This window comes from Bifidobacterium bohemicum DSM 22767 (assembly GCF_000741525.1).
GTDB classification, from domain to species: domain Bacteria; phylum Actinomycetota; class Actinomycetes; order Actinomycetales; family Bifidobacteriaceae; genus Bifidobacterium; species Bifidobacterium bohemicum.
The window spans coordinates 447563-466180 of sequence record NZ_JGYP01000001.1 but is presented as its reverse complement, the minus strand read 5'-3'; the positions used below and the strand labels follow the sequence as shown (position 1 = coordinate 466180).

Annotated in this window: 16 protein-coding genes and 1 pseudogene; 14 read left to right on the top strand and 3 right to left on the bottom strand. The window is 56.8% G+C overall.

Annotation, left to right across the window (positions count from 1 at the left end):
• Window positions 1–43: 43 nt before the first annotated feature.
• The 3 genes and pseudogenes from BBOH_RS01935 to BBOH_RS08470 all read left to right on the top strand — a co-directional run.
• Complete coding sequence (locus BBOH_RS01935) at window positions 44–790, top strand: HdeD family acid-resistance protein (protein ID WP_081930264.1); 747 nt, start codon at window positions 44–46, stop codon at window positions 788–790.
• A 145-nt stretch (window positions 791–935) separates the two neighbouring features.
• Window positions 936–1712 (top strand): type I methionyl aminopeptidase, encoded by a 777-nt coding sequence (gene map, locus BBOH_RS01930; protein WP_033520453.1) that lies wholly within the window; start codon window positions 936–938, stop codon window positions 1710–1712.
• A 178-nt stretch (window positions 1713–1890) separates the two neighbouring features.
• A pseudogene (locus tag BBOH_RS08470) lies at window positions 1891–2759 on the top strand (citrate/2-methylcitrate synthase); the annotation flags it as partial.
• A 376-nt stretch (window positions 2760–3135) separates the two neighbouring features.
• On the opposite strand, the gene dapD reads toward BBOH_RS08470, so the two are convergent.
• Window positions 3136–4152 carry a 2,3,4,5-tetrahydropyridine-2,6-dicarboxylate N-succinyltransferase gene (gene dapD / locus BBOH_RS01915; RefSeq protein WP_033520448.1) on the bottom strand — a complete coding sequence of 339 codons (1017 nt, stop codon included), beginning with the start codon at window positions 4150–4152 and terminating at the stop codon, window positions 3136–3138.
• A 173-nt stretch (window positions 4153–4325) separates the two neighbouring features.
• Between dapD and BBOH_RS09360 the strand changes: the two genes are divergently transcribed.
• The 11 genes from BBOH_RS09360 (at window position 4326) to BBOH_RS01865 (ending at window position 16582) form a co-directional block, all read left to right on the top strand.
• On the top strand, window positions 4326–4457 hold the full coding sequence (locus BBOH_RS09360; protein ID WP_272945327.1) for a hypothetical protein: 132 nt from the start codon (window positions 4326–4328) through the stop codon (window positions 4455–4457).
• Window positions 4458–4577: 120 nt separating this feature from the next.
• Window positions 4578–5720, top strand: a complete 1143-nt coding sequence (prfB, locus tag BBOH_RS01910; RefSeq protein WP_033520447.1) for a peptide chain release factor 2 — start codon at window positions 4578–4580, stop codon at window positions 5718–5720.
• Between the two features lie 235 nt (window positions 5721–5955).
• Window positions 5956–7269: a cell division ATP-binding protein FtsE gene (gene ftsE / locus BBOH_RS01905; protein WP_033520445.1), complete on the top strand. Its 1314-nt coding sequence runs from the start codon at window positions 5956–5958 to the stop codon at window positions 7267–7269.
• 12 nt (window positions 7270–7281) lie between these two features.
• Window positions 7282–8205 carry a permease-like cell division protein FtsX gene (gene ftsX, locus BBOH_RS01900; RefSeq protein WP_033520444.1) on the top strand — a complete coding sequence of 308 codons (924 nt, stop codon included), beginning with the start codon at window positions 7282–7284 and terminating at the stop codon, window positions 8203–8205.
• A 276-nt stretch (window positions 8206–8481) separates the two neighbouring features.
• Window positions 8482–8961, top strand: coding sequence for an SsrA-binding protein SmpB (smpB, locus tag BBOH_RS01895; RefSeq protein WP_033520442.1), 480 nt, complete (start codon window positions 8482–8484; stop codon window positions 8959–8961).
• 404 nt (window positions 8962–9365) lie between these two features.
• Complete coding sequence (locus tag BBOH_RS01890) at window positions 9366–10295, top strand: ABC transporter substrate-binding protein (protein WP_044098068.1); 930 nt, start codon at window positions 9366–9368, stop codon at window positions 10293–10295.
• Between the two features lie 213 nt (window positions 10296–10508).
• Window positions 10509–11498 carry an amino acid ABC transporter permease gene (locus BBOH_RS01885; RefSeq protein ID WP_033520748.1) on the top strand — a complete coding sequence of 330 codons (990 nt, stop codon included), beginning with the start codon at window positions 10509–10511 and terminating at the stop codon, window positions 11496–11498.
• A 14-nt stretch (window positions 11499–11512) separates the two neighbouring features.
• On the top strand, window positions 11513–12418 hold the full coding sequence (locus BBOH_RS01880; protein ID WP_081930263.1) for an amino acid ABC transporter ATP-binding protein: 906 nt from the start codon (window positions 11513–11515) through the stop codon (window positions 12416–12418).
• Between the two features lie 78 nt (window positions 12419–12496).
• Complete coding sequence (gene glmS, locus BBOH_RS01875) at window positions 12497–14386, top strand: glutamine--fructose-6-phosphate transaminase (isomerizing) (protein WP_033520440.1); 1890 nt, start codon at window positions 12497–12499, stop codon at window positions 14384–14386.
• Window positions 14387–14557: 171 nt separating this feature from the next.
• Window positions 14558–15370 (top strand): pseudouridine synthase, encoded by an 813-nt coding sequence (locus BBOH_RS01870; RefSeq protein WP_033520438.1) that lies wholly within the window; start codon window positions 14558–14560, stop codon window positions 15368–15370.
• 156 nt (window positions 15371–15526) lie between these two features.
• Window positions 15527–16582 carry an alpha-arabinofuranosidase gene (locus BBOH_RS01865; protein ID WP_044098025.1) on the top strand — a complete coding sequence of 352 codons (1056 nt, stop codon included), beginning with the start codon at window positions 15527–15529 and terminating at the stop codon, window positions 16580–16582.
• Between the two features lie 210 nt (window positions 16583–16792).
• Here BBOH_RS01865 and BBOH_RS01860 read toward each other — a convergent pair whose 3' ends face one another.
• Together BBOH_RS01860 and BBOH_RS01855 are read right to left on the bottom strand one after the other, a co-directional pair.
• Complete coding sequence (locus BBOH_RS01860; protein ID WP_044098024.1) at window positions 16793–17740, bottom strand: family 43 glycosylhydrolase; 948 nt, start codon at window positions 17738–17740, stop codon at window positions 16793–16795.
• Between the two features lie 99 nt (window positions 17741–17839).
• A complete protein-coding gene (locus BBOH_RS01855; protein WP_237743109.1) occupies window positions 17840–18610 on the bottom strand; it encodes a carbohydrate ABC transporter permease in 771 nt (256 codons plus the stop codon).
• Window positions 18611–18618: the final 8 nt, after the last annotated feature.

The following is an 18618-nucleotide window of genomic DNA, read 5'->3' as shown; positions in this document are numbered from 1 at the left end:
TCTAGAATCATACATGAACACAAGAGGCAAGGAGCTGACTGCGATGACATATGAAGACATGAACGGTAATGGCCCTCAAAACGGTGGTGAACAGCAGTACGGCGTTCCACGGGCGACCGATCCGAACGGTGCTGGGCCGCAATTCGGTGATCCGAATGGCGGGGGTACCCAATTTACGGGTCCGAACATGCCTGGCGGGCAGCCCGGTGGCGACTGGTGGCATATGAACCCATTCAAGCTGGTCGAGTCCTGGCTTCCCGAGCAGGCCAAGCGAACGATTCGCGTGGTTTACGGTGTTGTGGGTCTGGCGGCGGTTGTGCTGGGGTTGGCGCTTTTGTTCTGGCCCGGCAAGACCTTGGTCGTTTTCACCGTGGCTCTTGGGATTTATTTCCTCATATCCGGCGCCATTCGCATTGTAGGCGCCATAGTCGAGATGGGTCTGCCGGGTGGCTGGCGTGTGCTGGACATCCTCGTAGGCGTGTTGTTGGTGGTCGGTGGCATCGTGATGTTGAAGAACACCCAGCTTTCCGCCACCGTGCTCACCGTTCTGGTCACCATGACGGTGGGTATCGGCTGGATTGTCGAAGGCATCATGGCTTTGGCCGAGTCGTGGAGGATTCCGAGTTCGGGGTGGGCCATCGTCTACGCCGTCATCTCGCTAATTGCCGGCGTTGTCGTGTTGTTCTCCCCGATCACTTCGATGGTGTGGCTGATTGTGTTCTCCGGCTGCATCATGGTGGTGCTCGGCGTTCTTTCCGTGGTGCGCGCCTTCCGTTTCGGACGCAACTGATTCGGTGTGTTGAATCGTAAGTCTCAAATTCTGTTTATACGGGCGTTGCGCTATACCGATAGGTATATGTGCGACGCCTTTAGTCGTGTTGTGGCGTTGTAACCGATGCCGGCCCGGTCGGCTGCGTAGTTAAGGTAATGTGAATATGATCGAACTGAAAACACCCTCCGAAGTGGCTGCCATGAAGACGGCGGGTCGATTCGTGGGCAGCATCTTGCAGGAATTGAAGGAGACCACGAAAGTGGGCACCAACCTACTGGAGATCGACGACCTGGTGCGGCGCCGCATCGAAGGCCGCAAGGGCGCAGAATCGTGCTATGTGAACTATGCCCCTGATTTCGGAACCGGTCCGTTCAAGCATTACATCTGCACGTCCGTCAATGATGCGGTGCTGCACGGTGTTCCCTATGACTACAACTTAAAGGATGGTGATTTGGTCAGCCTCGATCTCGCGGTCAGTGTCGACGGCTGGTGCGGGGACTCAGCCGTGAGCTTCGTGGTCGGTGGCGATCCGGATCCAAGCGATCTTGCACTGATCGCCTGCACGGAAGAGGCGTTGGCTGCCGGAATCGCGGCGGCGCAGTCGGGCAATCGCCTTGGTGACATCTCGGCCGCGGTTGGCGATGTGGCTCATGAGCATGGGTATACGGTCAACATGGAGTTCGGTGGCCACGGCATCGGTCATGTGATGCATGGTGACCCGTTCGTACCCAATGACGGCAAGGCGCACCATGGATACAAGTTGCGTCCGGGTCTGACGATCGCCATCGAGCCGTGGTTCATGAAGACCACGGACGAGATATATCAGGACGCCAAGGACGGTTGGACCTTGCGCAGTGTCGATGGCTCCACCGGCGCACATAGTGAGCACACCATCGCCATTACCGAGAACGGACCGGAGATTCTCACCCTCCGCAAGTAGGCGGAACTTCGCAGCTGTCGATGGCGGTCTGGTGCCTTTGTCTAACGGCCGTTTGCCTTCGAAGGTTTGCTTATCATGGTTTGTTTGCAGTAATAAGGTGGAGCTGCGGACAAACCGGTTTTGGGCGATCCATTGCAAGTATTCCCGGTGATGTGGTGGTAGTTGTGGGGTGGACGGCGGTTTCGTCATCCTTGATCCAGGGTCTCTCGCGACGGCGCAGTGCGAATCCAAAATCACCTATATCGATGGTCGATGTCCGATTCCGCGATACCTGGGATATTCAATCGAACAGCCGTGTGGGCAATCCGATTTCCTTGAAGTCGCTTGGCTGTTCCAATATGACGAATTGCCGGATCGCTTGGAATATGAGTGCATCTGTGATGATCTGAACCACCGTAGGATGGTTGGTGATTTTCGTGGCTTCGTATCCTCCTTCCTTGGCAAACGCCCAGCCGATGAGCATATTGGCCAGTGTCATCAACGCGTTGGCGGTCTTTTACCCGGACGTCGCCGATATCGTCGATCCCGATCAACTTGAACAGTCGGTTCAGATCATCATGGCGCAGGCCCGCACGGTCGTCAGCTCTATTTTCCGCAGGAGGCACGATGAGCCCATGATCTTTCTTGATGTGGTCCGGGGTATGTCGATGATTTTTTCGCATGTGTTTCGTTGTGTCGTACGAGCCATATGAGACCCACGAATTGTCGATGCATGCGTTGGGACGGCTGTCGATCATGCACGCCGACCACGGCCGGAACTGCTCGATTTGAGCACTCAACTTGGCAATATTGCTTTGCGCGATGATTATTTCGTGTCATGTCACCTGTATCCTAACGTTGATCTTTACATCGGACTGATTTATCGCTTGCTTGGTTCCCGCTCCCTCGATGTTTGCCCCCCCCCCACTCTTTGCCCTTGGTCGGATTCCTGGTCGGATCGAGCAATACCGCGAGATGCTGGTCGACCCGTTGACCAAGATCGGGCGTCCGCGTCAGGTCCACATTGGTGAGGGCGAGCGTGACTATGTGCCGATGGATCAACGCTGAAGGCGGTTGCGTTCCAGATATGGTTTCGATGGAGAAATCCAGTGACAGGGTGTGCGCCATCGTAGGACACTGTTCTGACCGTGGACATTAAAGGTAAATGTGTCGTTACGTGAGTAGATGTGAACCAATGACTGTGTGGGAGTCACCGGACCGGTCTGTTTGTTTTTACGAATTATCCCGTTCGGCTGTGGCTGCTGGGAATCGGGAACCGTTGATGGCCAAGTGATTCATGGGCTGGTAGCGTAACCCGTTTTATAACATGGTTTCGTCAGTGGGACGAAAGCGGTGTCCCCTGAACCTCATTGGGTCATCAAGTCGGACTTGATGACCCAATGAGGTTCAGAGAAATAATCATGCTCCATCCGCTCGCTCCGGTTCAGTTCCTGTGGAGCTTGGCGTTCAGTTCGATGCCGGTCTTTCGATAGCGGGCCTCGATCGCTCCGGTCATGGAGTTGCGGATGAAAAGGATGTTGTCCCTGCCGGAGAGGTCCGCGCCCTTCACCGTTTCGAGGGGCTTGCCCGCCTCGATTCTGCTTTTGTCGTATATCGTTATCTTCGTGCCGGCCGTGATATATAGGCCGGCCTCGACCACGCAGTTGTCGCCTAGGGAGATGCCGATTCCGGCGTTGGCGCCCAGCAGACTGTGCTCGCCGATCGAGTTGCGCAGTTTGCCGCCGCCGGAAAGCGTGCCCATGATCGAGGCGCCGCCGCCTACGTCGGAGTTGTTGCCGACCACGACACCTTGGGAAACGCGGCCTTCAATCATACATGTGCCCAAGGTGCCGGCGTTGAAGTTCACGAATCCCGCGTGCATCACCGTGGTACCGACGGACAGATAGGCGCCCAATCGCACGCGGTCGGCATCCCCGATTCGAACCCCTGAAGGTATCACATAGTCGGCCATACGCGGGAATTTGTCGATTGCCAGTACGCTAACATCGGCGTGCGGGGCAGGCACGGTTGCGGTCGCGTCGCCGGTTGTCGCAGTCGATTGTTCCGCCGCGTTCATGACTTCCAACTTTCGCAGTGCGAAATCATGTACCGCGAACGGTCCGTAATTCGTCCATACAACGTTGTTCAGTGCTGCGAAGATGCCTTCGAGGTTCAGGGTGTTGGGCTTCGCCAGCCGCATGCTCAGCAGGTGCAGCTTCAGATACGCTTCGGCGGCGTCGGTGACGGGGGAGTCGAGTGGACAGACGGTGAACACCGGCACTCGTCGCACCCCGCGCGCATCGCTCTGGTTATGAGCCAGCGCTCCGAATCCGTGCTGCGGGCGGTCCGCTTCGCTTGGCGCTTGGCCGAGTTTCAGCTTCGGATACCATACGTCCAGGGTATTGCCCGCCTCGTCGATTGAGGCCAGTCCCCAGCCCCATGCGGTCTGTTCATTGCTCATCGAGTCCACCTTTCGGAAATGAAATTCAATATCTCAAATGTACCGTACGTGTCGTATTGGTCAGTGGCCTGGTCCGAGAAGGTTGGTTGGGCAGTCATCTGGAATTGTGGGCTCCGGTGATTAAGCAACCACGTGGAATAATGAAATCCGGCGTGGGCGTTAAGGTGGGTGGTATGGGACATTACAGGGGCGAGCGGGAGCGGCGCGAAGCCAAACGGCGGAACGTCGCGCGTATCGTGTGCCTGATAGTGGTGGCAGCCATGCTTTTGGCATTGGTGATTCCTGCGATTTATGCTGGTCTTTGACGACCGACAAATCAAGCGCGCGGTTTTTCGCTTTCGTATATGGCGAGTGCCGTCAGCGTATTCAATATGACTTATAGGATTGTATCGGACTGACGATTATTACAATATTAGGGGTGGGATATGGCGGAGTTTGATTTCTCGCAGGCCCTTGGTGAGGCTCGCAGCAAGTACGAGTCGATAGCCAAGGCACTTGATGTCGAACGCATCAAAACCGACATCGCGGCGCTTGAGAAGGAGGCCTCTGCGCCCAATCTGTGGGATGATGTGGACAATGCCCAGAAGGTGACCAGTCGTCTTTCCGCCGCACAGTCAAGGCTTAAGAAACTCGAGGATATGGCGGCTCGTCTTGATGACATCGAGACCCTTTTTGAGTTGGGGCAGGAGGAGAACGATGCCGATTCGATGAACGAGGCCCAGGGTCAGGTCGACCGGTTGCAGAAAGATCTCGACCAGATGGAGATCGAGACTCTGTTGGACGGCGAGTACGATGAGCGTAGCGCCGTGGTGACCATCCGTTCCGGTGCGGGTGGAGTCGACGCGGCGGACTTTGCCCAGATGCTGCTGCGCATGTATTTGCGTTGGGCCGAGCGCAACGGCTATAAGACCAAGGTGATGGACACCTCATATGGCGAAGAGGCCGGCATCAAATCGACCACGTTCGAAGTCGATGCGCCGTACGCGTATGGCAGACTCTCGGTAGAGGGGGGCACGCACCGTCTTGTGCGCATCTCTCCTTTCGACAATCAGGGTCGTCGGCAGACCAGCTTTGCCGCGGTCGAGGTGGTGCCGCTGGTCGAAGTCACCGATCATATCGATGTGCCGGATTCCGACATTCGTGTGGACACCTACTGTTCTTCGGGGCCAGGTGGACAAGGTGTCAACACCACCTATTCCGCAGTCCGCATCACCCACCTTCCCACCGGCATCGTGGTGACGATGCAGGACGAGCGCAGTCAGATCCAGAACCGCGCCGCCGCCATGGCGGTGCTGCAATCGCGTTTGTTGGTCTTGCGTCACGAGGCCGAGGCCAAGAAGAAAAAGGAGCTGGCGGGGGACATCAAGGCCAGTTGGGGCGATCAAATGCGCTCTTACGTACTGCATCCCTACCAGATGGTCAAAGATCTGCGCACCGGATACGAGACCTCCCAGACCCAGGCCGTCTTCGATGGTGACATTGACGGATTCATTGACGCCGGCATCCGTTGGCGTCATGAGCAGCGCCGCGAGGCGGCCCTTGAGGAAGAGTCGGCCGAGACCGCTTGATTCGGCTGCGCGGTCGGAGCGCGGAGCATGTCAAACGCAACTGTTGCAGGCGGGGTTTCGCAAGCGGTTCAGGCCATAAGGCATACGGAACGGCGTCTCAAAAGGTAAGGTTTTTGCAAATGTGGTTGAACTCGCGTTGCTCGTGTCGTGCATGCGATATCGTAGAGGAAGCATTATATCGGTGTCGCCGACCTGCCGGGTGGACGGCTTCAGGCGACGGTAAGGGAGACGGTGTATGGCGTTGATTACGTTGGATAGTGTCACGAAGATCTATCCCAAGGGAGCCCGCCCAGCCCTCGATCATGTCAGCCTCAACATTGAGCGCGGTGATTTCGTGTTTCTCGTTGGAGCCTCCGGTTCCGGCAAAACCACCCTCTTGAGTCTGCTGCTTCGAGAGGAAGAGGCCACGGACGGCGAGATACGTGTGGCCGGCAATGATCTCAGACGCCTGACGGCGCGCCAGGTGCCGCAATACCGACGTTCCCTCGGCTTTGTGTTTCAGGATTACAAGCTTCTGACGAATAAGACCGTGTGGCAGAATGTCGCATTCGCGCTTGAGGTCATCGGCGCAAAGCGGTCCACCGTCAGATCTTTGGTTCCGAAAGTCCTTGAAACCGTTGGCCTGACCGGTAAGGAAAAGAACTACCCGCATGAGCTTTCGGGAGGTGAGGCCCAACGTGTGGCCATCGCACGCGCCTATGTCAACCATCCACAGATCATTCTGGCCGACGAACCGACCGGTAATCTCGATCCCACGACTTCCTTGGGCATCATGGAGGTGCTGGACGCCATCAACCGAACCGGCACCACGGTGGTCATGGCCACCCACAACGAGGAAATCGTCAACTCCATGCGTAAGCGCGTCGTTGAGTTGCACGAGGGAAAGATCGTGCGTGACGAACAGGAGGGGTCCTACGATTCCGCGCTGTACTTCCCGGATGCCGAAGTGGAGTCGAAGGCTCAGCGTGTGCTCGATCCTTACAAGAAGACAGGCTCCGCTAACGTTTCCCCCAATCAGACCTCGCAGCGGCACGGTGTGGCAGGCGTCGGCATTGCCGAGTCAGCGATGACGGGGGTCACGGGGTCCGAGAATGACGGTATCGCCAGACTGGCCAAGTCCGTGCATTCGGGTCGCAAAGGTCGCTATGGCGAAGCCTTCCAGTCCGCCGAGGTCACGATGACTTGGGGTAAAGGTTTTACCCCAGTGAGCACGGAACAGTCTGCGGATGCGACCAACGGGACGCCGCACGGTCAACATGCGTCAAGCCCTGAGACACGGACTGAGGCACCTGCGATCCCTGCCCCGGCTGCCCCTGAAACTCCGACGGCACAGGCCAATGACGATTCGTCGGCTTCCGAAACCGCCGTTCGTGCCCAGTCCCATCCTCAGCCAGTTGATGCTTCGGCAGAGAAGAAAACGTCAACACCTTCGGCCGCCTCGATTCCTCCGCCTCCGACCCCGCCGGCCCGGGCAAGCCGTGCGAAAGCCGGGTCGCCGATACGTAAGACCACGACGAATGACCCCAACGAGCATAGCCAAGAGCAGTAAGGGAGATCAGGCATGAGAGCACGGTTTATTCTTTCCGAGACGTTTACGAGCCTCAAGCAGAACGTTTCCATGATACTTTCGGTGATGCTCGTCATCTTCATCTCCTTCTTGTTCATCGGCACCTCGGGCCTCATGCAGGCTCAGATCACCAAAGCGAAGGGCGACTGGTACAAGGAGGTCGAGGTCGTGGTGTGGCTGTGCCCCGACGGAGCCAGTCAGTCTCCTAACTGCTCGGCCGGCAAAGCGCCCACCAAACGTGAAATCGTCGATCTTGAGCAGAAGATTCATCGGGATCTTAACGACGAAGTCGCCAAGGTCACCTACCAGAGCCGAGATGAATTCTATAGGAAGACTTTCCTCAAGCAATACCCTGACGGCATTTACCAGGGGCGTACGTTGACGGCTGCGGATATGCAGGATTCCCTACGCCTCAAGCTCAAAGATCCGACCAAATATCATGAGGTTTCCGAGGTACTGGGCGGCACCCAAGGTGTCGAAGAGGTGCGAGACCAGCGCGAGATCTTCGATCCGGTCTTCAACGTTCTCAACAAGGCCACGGCCGTGACCATTGTGCTGGCGGCCGTGATGGTATTGGTGGCCGTGTTGCTTACCGCCACAACCATACGCATGTCGGCCGCAAGTCGGCGCAACGAGACTGAGATCATGCGTTTCGTGGGTGCCTCGAACTGGACGATTCGCCTGCCGTTCATTCTCGAGGGCGTATTCGCTTCCCTTCTCGGATCGTTGCTTTCAGTGGTGACTTTGAGCGTGATGGTGAAAGTGTTCATCACCGACTGGCTGGCCAAGACGGTGCAGTGGATGCCATATATCAATCAGACCACGGTGTGGCTGATGGCGCCTGCTCTCATTGTCGGCGCTATGGCGCTTTCGGCCTTCGCCTCGGCGATCTCATTGCGAAGGTATCTCAAAGCCTAGCTCGTTGACCGATGTTTTTGTCCTGCGTCGGCGAGGTGATTTGCCTACGGCTGTGGCATGGTGGAAAATGGTCAGACCTCTGAGATACAACGGAAAGTCGAGCGAACTGCCTGCCATATCCCTGATTTGGCGATCCGTTGGGAGTGTTGTGGAGCGATGGCTCGCGCAGGCCGGCGGTGCGGAGGCAGACATGGAGTGATACGGTCGGCCGTGGTCGAAAGTGGCGCGTAGCCATTACTATTGGGATGAACGGAGGAAGCCAGGAGGCGAGGGGCTATGGCCAAAGAGCACGGAACGCAGATGATTGCGCAGAATCGCAAGGCGCGGCACAACTACACGATTGAAGATCACTACGAGGCAGGTCTTGTGCTTACCGGCACCGAGGTAAAGTCGCTGCGCGAGGGTCGTGCGTCGCTTGCCGAGTCCTTCGTCTCCATCGACCGTCACGGTGAGATGTGGCTTGAGGGTGCGAATATCCCCGAATATCTCAACGGAACTTGGAATAACCACGCGCCAAAGCGCAAGCGCAAACTCCTTTTGCATGCCTCGCAAATAGCCAAACTTTCCCGGCAGATCGAGGCCAAGGGCTATACCATCGTGGCGTTGAGCCTGTATTTCAAGGATGGGCGCGTCAAGGCCGAGATCGCTTTGGCGAGGGGTAAGAAGGAATACGACAAGCGACAGGCGTTGCGCGAGGAACAAGACAAACGCGAGGCGTTGCGCGCGATGCGCTATAGGAACCGGCAAATGCGGTGACGCCGAAACAGGCGGTTCATTGCTTCAAGTTAGGCACTGTAGTTTGCGGGTGACTCGGATCATGCATCGGTTTTCACTGAACGTCTTTCGCGATCGATGTGGATGGATTGCCGGAACCGTTCATGTGGACAGGCTGTGTGACCGGTTTTGCATGGCTGTCGAATGGCGTGCGAAATCATGTATTCGAAGACGACGCGTGGTATGGGGTTCGTGTCATGCGAGTCGTTCTGTCACATCAGGAGGGATGTCTGCTTGCCTGAACGGTCCACCTCGGAAATGGTGTCTCGAAAAGTCCGAATACTGAGATATGTTTTGTATAAAATACATGATGATGCATAATATGCGAATGTCGGCAGACATATGGAAACACAATGATGAGGGGTGATGTGAACATGCAACATGATATGCGGAAAGTTCTGAAGCGGATGACGGCCGGTGTGTGCGTCGGTGCGATGCTGTTGGGTGTGAGTGCCTGTGGCACCAAGGATGAGGCCGATGTTGCGGCCGACAATCAAAAATCAAACGCCGCCTTTGACGTTGCTCAAGTGAAGAAGGACGACAGGATCGCCGCAATGCTGCCGAAGTCGATCACCGAGGATAATAAGTTCACCGTCGGTGTCTCACCGGATTATGCGCCGGCTGAGTTCCTCGACACGGACGGTAAAACCCCGATTGGCTACGATATGGACATGGCCAAGGCCGTTGCGGCCGTCTTCGGACTCAAGTTTTCACCGACCGCAGCCGAATTTGATTCGATCCTGCCCTCCATCGGCTCGAAATTCGATGTCGGCGTGTCCGGCTTCACCATGGATCCGGCCCGCAAGGACGTCGGTGAGTTCGTCTCGTTCCTGAATGTGGGCGCCTCGTTCGTGGTGCGGAAGGGAAACCCTAAGAAGCTCGACGCAAAGAATCTCTGCGGACACGGCGTGGCGGTGCAGACGGGAACGGTCCATGAGACCACGGTCAAAAAGTTCAACGATGAATGCGTTGCGGCGGGCAAGAAGCCGATTGACATCCAATCGATGAAGGATCAGACGGTCGTGGCCACCAACGTGGTCAGCGGCAAAGCAGACGCCTTCTGCGCCGATTCACCCGTAGCGGGCTACGCCATCAAGCAGAGCGGGGATAAGCTCGAGCCGTTGGGCAAGGCGTTCAACATGACTCCTGAAGCCGTTGTGGTCAAGAAGGGGGACATGCAAACGGCCAAGGCCGTGCAGGCCGCGGTTCAGAAGCTGATAGACGATGGCACATACGCGAAGATACTGAAGACCTGGGGCAATGAATCCGGGGCAATCACCAAGTCAGAGATCAACGATTACTCGTCGGTTCAGTGACCGGTATACGTCTGGTCAATGATTCGGTGACGTATGGAGCGTCGGGAACGGCAATGGATGTCGCTCCCGATGTCTGTCTATGCGGGGCTTCGCATAGTATACGAATTACGAGAATGATAGGTGGCGTCGTCTCGTCGCGTGATGTGTCGGCGTAACGGTGTGACGGTGTACATGTACGGCGGACGCGCGGCGCGTCTGCAGGGGGAGGGTTCCATGACACGCAGGAATCAATCGGATGGGCTTGACATCCCAGGGCGGATCAAGGCACGGCCGGTGCACCGGCCCGGTTCGCTGGTCGCCGGTATCATCGTGGCGCTACTGGCGCTGATGCTTGTTGACGGGATGGTGACCAACAAACAGTTCGACTGGCCCATCGTGTGGAAGTATCTGTTCAACGAGCATGTGCTCAACGGCATCGGTTGGACGTTGGTGCTTACCGTCACCTCCATGCTGATTGCGATTGTTCTGGCAATTGTGCTGGCGGTGATGCGCAAGTCCGTCAACGCGGTGTTGCGCGGGGTCAGCTGGTTCTGGATCTGGTTCTTCCGTGGTACGCCTATTTACACACAACTGGTGTTTTGGGGACTGTTCGCGGTTCTGGTTCCGAAGCTCACTCTCGGTGTGCCGTTCACTGATATTCACTTTTGGCAGATGGACACGGCTCAGCTCAACAAGGTGATCGCCCCGGGCTTCCTGGCTGCGATGATCGGTCTGGCACTCAACGAATCCGCGTATTTGGCTGAAATCGTACGGGCCGGGCTTGAAGCCGTTGATCCCGGCCAGGCCGAGGCCGCACAGGCTCTGGGCATGCCGCACTCGATGATTATGCGGCGTGTCGTGCTTCCTCAGGCGATGCGCATCATTGTGCCTCCGACGGGCAATGAGGTCATCAGCATGCTCAAGACCACCTCACTGGTTTCGGCGGTACCGTTCTCCCTTGAGCTGCAATTCGCCACTGATGCCATCTCGCATCGTATCTACAAGCCCATTCCCCTGTTGATTGTGGCGTGCATCTGGTACTTGGTGATTACTTCCGTGCTGATGGTTGTTCAGGCTTGGCTGGAACGATACTTTGGCAAGGGGTTCAACGCTTCACGCGCTGCTGATACTGTGGAAGGCCTACGAACCGACGGTCATGCGAGCTTCGATGACGACGTCAAGAAGAAGGCCGAGCATGTCGGTTTTCTTGGATTGAATGCGTAGGGGAGGTCGGTTATATGACAAGCGAGAATGAGGCAATCTTGAATGACGAGATCTCAACGAGCATAGGCGCGGGTGTGGGTGTTGCTGATGGCGTGCAGCCTGATGGCGGCGCCGGAACTGCTACCCAGGCTTCTGCTAAAGCCGCTTCCGACGTACCGGCTGTCAAGGCCACCGGGGTTCACAAGGCCTTCGGCGGTCTGCATGTCTTGAAGGGCATCGACATGACCGTTGAGCCGGGTACAGTGACCGTGATTCTGGGGCCTTCCGGTTCCGGCAAATCGACGTTCCTGCGGTTGATCAACCAACTGGAGACGATTACGGCCGGATCGATTGAGATCAACGGAGAACTCATTGGTTTCAAACATGTCAACAAAGGCGGGCGCGATGTGCTGCAAACGTTGAATGATCGCGAAATCGGCCGACAGCGCGCCGAACTGGGTATGGTGTTTCAACGATTCAACCTGTTCCCGCATCGCACCGCGCTCCAAAACGTGATGGAGGCGCCTGTGCACGTGGCCAAAACGCCGAAAGCCAAGGCTCGAGCCGAGGCGATGGCACAGTTGGAGCGCGTGGGTATGGCCGACCGTGCCAATTACTACCCGATGCAACTTTCAGGCGGACAGCAGCAGCGTGTCGCCATCGCGCGCGCCTTGGCGATGCACCCGAAAATCATGCTTTTCGACGAGCCGACTTCCGCGCTGGACCCAGAACTGGTAGGCGAAGTGCTTGGTGTAATGCGCACACTCGCCGATGCCGGTATGACCATGATTGTGGTGACGCATGAAATCGGGTTCGCCCGTGAGGTCGCCGATCAGGTGGTCTTTATGGACGGCGGGGTGGTGGTGGAACGTGGGTCTTCCTCCATCATTGACCATCCCGCCGAGCCAAGGTTCCAGGACTTCCTAAGCAATGTGCTGTGAACACGGTGAGTGAAATTTTGGAATGATTTGAGCTTGACCGCCCATGTCTCTGCAAAATCTCACGTAGACTTGAAAACCATGTGTGGAATCGTTGGATATGCGGGAACCGTGACGGCATGTGGCAAACCCTTGGAAGTGTGCCTTCAGGGGCTTGGACGTTTGGAATACCGGGGCTATGACTCCGCAGGAGTGGCGTTGGCTGCACCGGGTATGGCGAAAGTGGCCGTGCGCAAGAAGGCCGGCAGACTTGCGAACCTCGAAGAGGACGTCGATCGCCGTCCGATGCCTGAAGCGACCGTGGGTATCGGACATACCCGTTGGGCCACGAACGGTGAGCCCAATGATGTCAACGCGCATCCCCATGTCAGCGAGGACGGCAAGATCGCCATCATACATAATGGCATCATCGAGAACGCTGGAGTGCTACGTGCCCGGCTTGTTGAAGAGGGCTACACCTTCGCTTCGTCCACGGACACCGAGGTAGCAGCCAAATTACTCGGCAAAATGGCCAATGTCGTGATTGAGCAGACCGGCAAGCCGGATCTGTTCGAGGCATTGCGACGCGTGGCCCGCATGTTGAACGGCGCGTTCACCATTCTCGCCGTGGATGTGCGCCAGCCCGATATCGTGGTCGGCGCGAGGCATGACTCTCCGTTGGTCGTGGGTCTCGGCGAAGGCGAGAACTTCCTGGGTTCGGATGTGGCATCCTTCGTCGCGTATACGAAGGATGCGATGGAGGTCGGGCAGGATCAGGCCGTGTGCATCAGCGGAAACCGTGTGGCCGTCACTGATTTCGACGGTAACGAGATTACGGATTCCAAGCGCTTCACCGTGGATTGGGATGCGTCCGCGGCCGAGAAAGGCGGCTGGGACTCCTTCATGGAAAAGGAGATTCACGAGGATCCGACGGCGGTGAACGACACGCTGCTTGGTCGCTTCAATCAGGCCGGTGACATCGTGCTCGACGAGGTACGCATCGAACCCGACGTGTTCCGTTCGATAGACAAGATCATCGTCGTGGCTTGCGGCACCGCAAGCTATGCGGGCATGGTCGCCAAATACGCCATCGAACATTGGGTGCGTATTCCCGTGGAAGTGGAGCTGGCGCACGAGTTCCGCTATCGGGATCCGATCCTGACCCCGCGCACGCTCGTGGTCGCGATCTCGCAGTCCGGTGAGACCATGGACACGCTGATGGCCCTTCGGCATGCCCGGGAGCAGGGGTCTCGCGTGCTGGCCATATGTAATACTCAAGGTTCCACGATTCCTCGGGAATCCGATGCCGTGCTCTACACGCACGCCGGCCCGGAGATAGCCGTGGCATCCACCAAAGCGTTCGTCGCACAGATCGTCGCCGCGTACCTGCTTGGCCTGTATCTCGCGCAGGTCAAGAACACGCTTTTTGCCGACGAGATTCACCAGATAGTTGCCCAGCTCAAGGCGATGCCGGCCAAGATCCAACGAGTGCTCGATACCCAGGCCGGTACGGTCGAGGCCACCGCGAAACGCCTGCTTGATGCGCATTCGTTCCTGTTCCTTGGACGTCATGTGGGTTACCCGGTGGCGATGGAAGGTGCCCTGAAGCTCAAGGAGATCGCCTACACTTTCACCGAAGGCTTCGCCGCCGGCGAGCTCAAGCATGGACCGATCGCCTTGGTGGAGGCAGGCGAGCCGGTCGTCGTGATCGTGCCTTCCGCCAGAGGTCGCGACACGTTGCACAACAAGGTCATCTCCGGTATCGAAGAGGTCAAAGCCCGTGGCGCTTACACTGTGGCTGTGGCTGAGGAAGGCGATTCGGATGTGGGCAAATATGCCGACGTTGTCTTCTGGAGGCCCGAATGCCCCACGCTGCTTAGTCCTCTGGTGGACGTGGTGCCGTTGCAGCTGTTGGCTCTCGACATGGCGCGGTTGAAGGGGTATGACGTTGATAAGCCGCGCAACCTCGCCAAGTCCGTTACGGTCGAGTGAGGGTTGAGCGCAATTGCATGCCGGTATTGCACCTGTAACCGGGCAACGAGCATTCTTCGGGATGCTTTTTGCGGTTCAGTCTGATTTGATCGTCAATAATGCGTCTCTTCCGATGGTCGATGTTCCCGTGAGCATGTGGCACGGACTGAGTGCCGGATCAGGACGTGATCGATGAGCCGCCACCGATATGTGACCGAAGAGCCGGAGGTGCCCTTTGAACTTCGGGTGATCTACGAAGACTCGGCGATCATCGTGGTTGATAAGCCTCATTTTTTGGCGACGACTCCGCGCGGGATGTGGTATCGGCAAACGGCACTGATACGGCTGCGCGAACGTTATGGCGAGCCGCAGATCACCCCGGCTCACCGGCTTGACCGCATGACCGCCGGCGTGGTGCTTTTTGTCCGCGATCCGGCCTTTCGTGGAGCCTATCAAAAGCTGTTCGAGCGGCATCGGGTTGAGAAGACCTATGAATGTCTGGCGCCTGCGCGGCCTATTTCACGGCCCCGAACCGGCATCATTGAACGTTTGGAACCGCCGGCCGTCTTCCCGCTGCGGCGGCGTTCGCATATCGTCAAGGAGCGCAGGAGGCTGCAAGCGTATGAGAAGCCAGGCGAAGTGAACGCCGAAACCGTTATCGAGCTGGGAAAGGCTGGCAACGAGGTCGAGCATAGTAGTCAAGACAGCGATGCTTATGAGCATGTAATTGCTCGGCTTAGTTGCTGCAGTTCATCCAATTCCCAAGGATTACGTCGTTATGTTCTCCATCCCAGAACCGGCAAGACCCACCAATTGCGGGTCCATATGAATTCCCTGGGGCTTCCTATTGAAGGTGATGATCTGTACCCTCGAATTGTCGAGCCGGATTATGCCGACTTTTCACGCCCGCTTGAGTTGGTGGCCCGGCGGCTCAGCTTCGTCGATCCGGTCAGCGGTGAGCCGCGGGTATTCGTTTCGCGCGTTGCTTTGGGTGTCGGGAGATAATCCGGTGGATGCGATATAGGTGAGGTTCAGACTGTTGTGAGAAAGCGGAAGTTCGTTGAAATGAACATGGTCGACCTTTGAAGCGTAATAAACCTGGAACAAGAATAGGCTTTATAATGGCTGTAGCTAGTATTGAATCGATACAAAAGGCTCTATATGGACGAGAAACCGAATCGGGATGCGTGTGACGTGCCTACTACGAACGCTTATCTTTTCGCATATTTCACCGGGAGCGAGCAAAAGGCTTCCGATGAGCAGATATATTTCGCGCTCAGCCGGGATGGCTGTCACTGGATGGATGTCCGTCGATACGGAGATCCGGTGCTGATGAGCGACATTGGTGAACGAGGGGTGCGTGATCCGTTCCTGATTCGTGCTCATACCGGCGGTTTTTATCTGATCGCGACCGATTTGAGCATACATCATCGCGGCGGTTGGGACTGCAGTACACCGACTATGGACGGAAGTCGCAGTATTGTTGTGTGGGAATCACCGGATCTTGTCAGCTGGTCCAAGCCCTGGCTGGCCGATGTGGCTTCGTCAATACCTCAATGCGGCATGGCCTGGGCCCCTGAGGCGGTATGGGATGAACAACGTCAATGGTACATGGTGTATTGGGCGAGTAGTTGCGGAATCGGACAGGAAAACCGTGAATCGACCAATATGTACTATGCGACGACCCGTGATTTCGTCCGGTTCTCGAAACCCGTGTGCTGGATCGATCGTGAACGGAACTGCATCGATACCACCATGCTCAAGGCTGATGACGGATGGTGGTACAGGGTGTCGGGTGATGGTGAAATGACCATCGAGCGGACCCGGAATCCGTATGCGGTCGCTGATGCGGCTCAGGCATGTCTTGAAACAGGGCCAGGTATCGATGAGTGGGTCTACGTGGGTACGTTGAGTTCCATTTTCGATGACGAGAATTACAGCGGTGATTTTTTGGAAGGTCCGGAGCTTTTCCGCTTGAACCAACCGGATGTCGGTCGCATCGGCAGCAGGTCCATGAAGTATGGCCTGATGTGTGACCAGTTTAAGCGGTCCAAGGGCTATCTATCGTTCCTCAGTTCTGATTTGTCGAAGCCTTCCGGGCGATATTGGCGGCGTGTCGACGAGATCGCCTTGGGTGAGCTCAAAAAAAGGCATGGCAGTATTTTACCGATTACCGAGGCGGAATATCAGCGGGTCCATTCCGCTTTATCGCGCTGATTCGGTACATGCTTCGCGGTGTCCACGAGTCAAGGATGGATGAGCAAGATCGGGATTAGGTGCAATCGCGGCATAGGACTTCGTTTTTGCCTTCGAAGCTACGCGACGGCGGAAACTCATGGCGACGACGGAAAGTCATGAAGGAAAAACGAAAGGCGGAATTGCGCCGGATGCAAGCCATTGACGCAATCCCGCCATGAAGTTAGAAACTTAAAAACTAAGTGGCCGGATGTAGGAACCGACTTGCGGCATGACTCTCCGTATGTTGCCTTCGGCGTCATACGTCAGGGGGGCGAAGACTATTTCCCGGTGTGATCCGTCGCCGCCGTTCCAACGACGGCCGTGTGGGCCATATGCGAAGCGATGATAAGCGATGACCCATTCGTCGGTGCCGGGGATGTTGGTTATACTGTGATGGCCGGTGGCGTAGATGCCGTGCGCCGAATCCTGTGAGATCAGCGTTTTTGGTTCGCTCCAAGGGCCTTGGGGCGATTTGGACATCGAATAACGTACGCGGTATTCGGGGTCGCGGGTGTCGTTTTCGGACCAGGAGGCATAGTACAGTCCGTTGCGCTGGTGCAGCCAGATGGCCTCACGGAAGTTGTCAGGTGTCCTGGAGATCACCTGTCGCCTATCAATGCTGAGGCAGTCGTCCGATAGAGGAGAGGCGTAGGCCTGCGTGTTGCCCCATAAAAGGTATGGTTTTCCGGTTTCCGTGATGAATACGCTTGGATCGATGTTGCCCATATGGAAATCGTCGTGGTCGATCAGAGGTTGCGGCGTCGCTTCGAACGGGCCGAACGGGGAATGGGATACGGCCGTGCCGATTCGTGAATCGGCCACGAAAAACAGCACATAGTCTCCGTTGGTGTTGCGCGTCACGGAAGGTGCCCATGCACCCGCTTCGCCCTTCCACCAAGGCACGTCATGAAGATCGAGTATGGGTGTGCGTTGCCAATGTGCCAGGTCATCGGAGACATAGACGCTCAATGACGTCGTTGCCCAGTCGTCGATACCGTCGTCCGTGCAATAAAGGACATAGCGGCCGTCGATGATGGTGAGGTTGGGGTCGGCGCAATAGCGGCCTAACGGCGTGGTGCTGAGCTTTGTCGTGTTTTGTGGTGCAGGATTGAAGTACATGTTCATCGTGCTGCTCATATTGGAATCTGAAACCTTAATCGTAGTGTCGCTTGAATGGGTCGCCGGCGGTCGTGGAGAGAAGGCGCGACTGCCGGCGATGGATGACCAGGGCGAATTTCACCCCTTCACCGACCCGGCCACCAGACCGGAGACGATCCACTTCTGGCAGAAGATGAAGAAGACGAAGACCGGTAGCAATGAAAGCACCGTTATGGTCATGAAACTCGGCCAGTCGGTCGAGAACTGACCGACCGCGTTGTAGACCTGCAGAACGATGGTGCGTAGGTTCGAAGAGCTGAGGAACACATTCGCGTTCATGAAGTCGTTCCAGGTGCTCATCGTTTGGAAGACCACCACGGTAATGAGTATCGGTCGGATCAGCGGCATCACGATGTTCCAGAAGATGCGCAGGGCCCCGGCGCCGTCGATGCGTGCCGCCTCGATGAGTTCGAACGGCAGGGAACGCATGTAGCCGACGATGAGGAAGTAGCAGAAGACCGATCCGCCTAGGTAAATGATGACCAGACCGGTGAGGGTGTTGACCAGACCGGCCTGCGCCTCCATACGATACAGCGGGATAAGTGTTGATTGGGCCGGTACTACGAAGGCGACCATGAGGATGGTTCCGATAACCGCGGTGAATGTCGACTTGCGCAGAATCATGCCATAGGCCGCCAACGCGCCGACGATGACCTCAATGAGCACTCCGAATACGGTCACGATCAAGGTGTTCCACAAAGATCGCGTTGTGAAGGCGTTCGTGTAGTTTGCGAACGTCCAGTGCTCCGGGAGCGCCAATGGGTGAGAGGCCATGTCGGGAATCGTCTTGAAGGTGTTGATGATGATGTACCACAGTGGAATCGCGCAGATCAGGGCGATGGCGATCATGACCACGC

Bases quoted from the DNA above. Each gene is read 5' to 3' on its own strand.
- BBOH_RS01935 (WP_081930264.1), top strand. From the start codon at position 44: ATGACATATGAAGACATGAACGGTAATGGCCCTCAAAACGGTGGTGAA.
- map (WP_033520453.1), top strand. From the start codon at position 936: ATGATCGAACTGAAAACACCCTCCGAAGTGGCTGCCATGAAGACGGCG.
- dapD (WP_033520448.1), bottom strand. From the start codon at position 4,152: ATGAGCAATGAACAGACCGCATGGGGCTGGGGACTGGCCTCAATCGAC.
- BBOH_RS09360 (WP_272945327.1), top strand. From the start codon at position 4,326: ATGGGACATTACAGGGGCGAGCGGGAGCGGCGCGAAGCCAAACGGCGG.
- prfB (WP_033520447.1), top strand. From the start codon at position 4,578: ATGGCGGAGTTTGATTTCTCGCAGGCCCTTGGTGAGGCTCGCAGCAAG.
- ftsE (WP_033520445.1), top strand. From the start codon at position 5,956: ATGGCGTTGATTACGTTGGATAGTGTCACGAAGATCTATCCCAAGGGA.
- ftsX (WP_033520444.1), top strand. From the start codon at position 7,282: ATGAGAGCACGGTTTATTCTTTCCGAGACGTTTACGAGCCTCAAGCAG.
- smpB (WP_033520442.1), top strand. From the start codon at position 8,482: ATGGCCAAAGAGCACGGAACGCAGATGATTGCGCAGAATCGCAAGGCG.
- BBOH_RS01890 (WP_044098068.1), top strand. From the start codon at position 9,366: ATGCGGAAAGTTCTGAAGCGGATGACGGCCGGTGTGTGCGTCGGTGCG.
- BBOH_RS01885 (WP_033520748.1), top strand. From the start codon at position 10,509: ATGACACGCAGGAATCAATCGGATGGGCTTGACATCCCAGGGCGGATC.
- BBOH_RS01880 (WP_081930263.1), top strand. From the start codon at position 11,513: ATGACAAGCGAGAATGAGGCAATCTTGAATGACGAGATCTCAACGAGC.
- glmS (WP_033520440.1), top strand. From the start codon at position 12,497: ATGTGTGGAATCGTTGGATATGCGGGAACCGTGACGGCATGTGGCAAA.
- BBOH_RS01870 (WP_033520438.1), top strand. From the start codon at position 14,558: ATGAGCCGCCACCGATATGTGACCGAAGAGCCGGAGGTGCCCTTTGAA.
- BBOH_RS01865 (WP_044098025.1), top strand. From the start codon at position 15,527: ATGGACGAGAAACCGAATCGGGATGCGTGTGACGTGCCTACTACGAAC.
- BBOH_RS01860 (WP_044098024.1), bottom strand. From the start codon at position 17,740: ATGAGCAGCACGATGAACATGTACTTCAATCCTGCACCACAAAACACG.
- BBOH_RS01855 (WP_237743109.1), bottom strand. From the start codon at position 18,610: ATGATCGCCATCGCCCTGATCTGCGCGATTCCACTGTGGTACATCATC.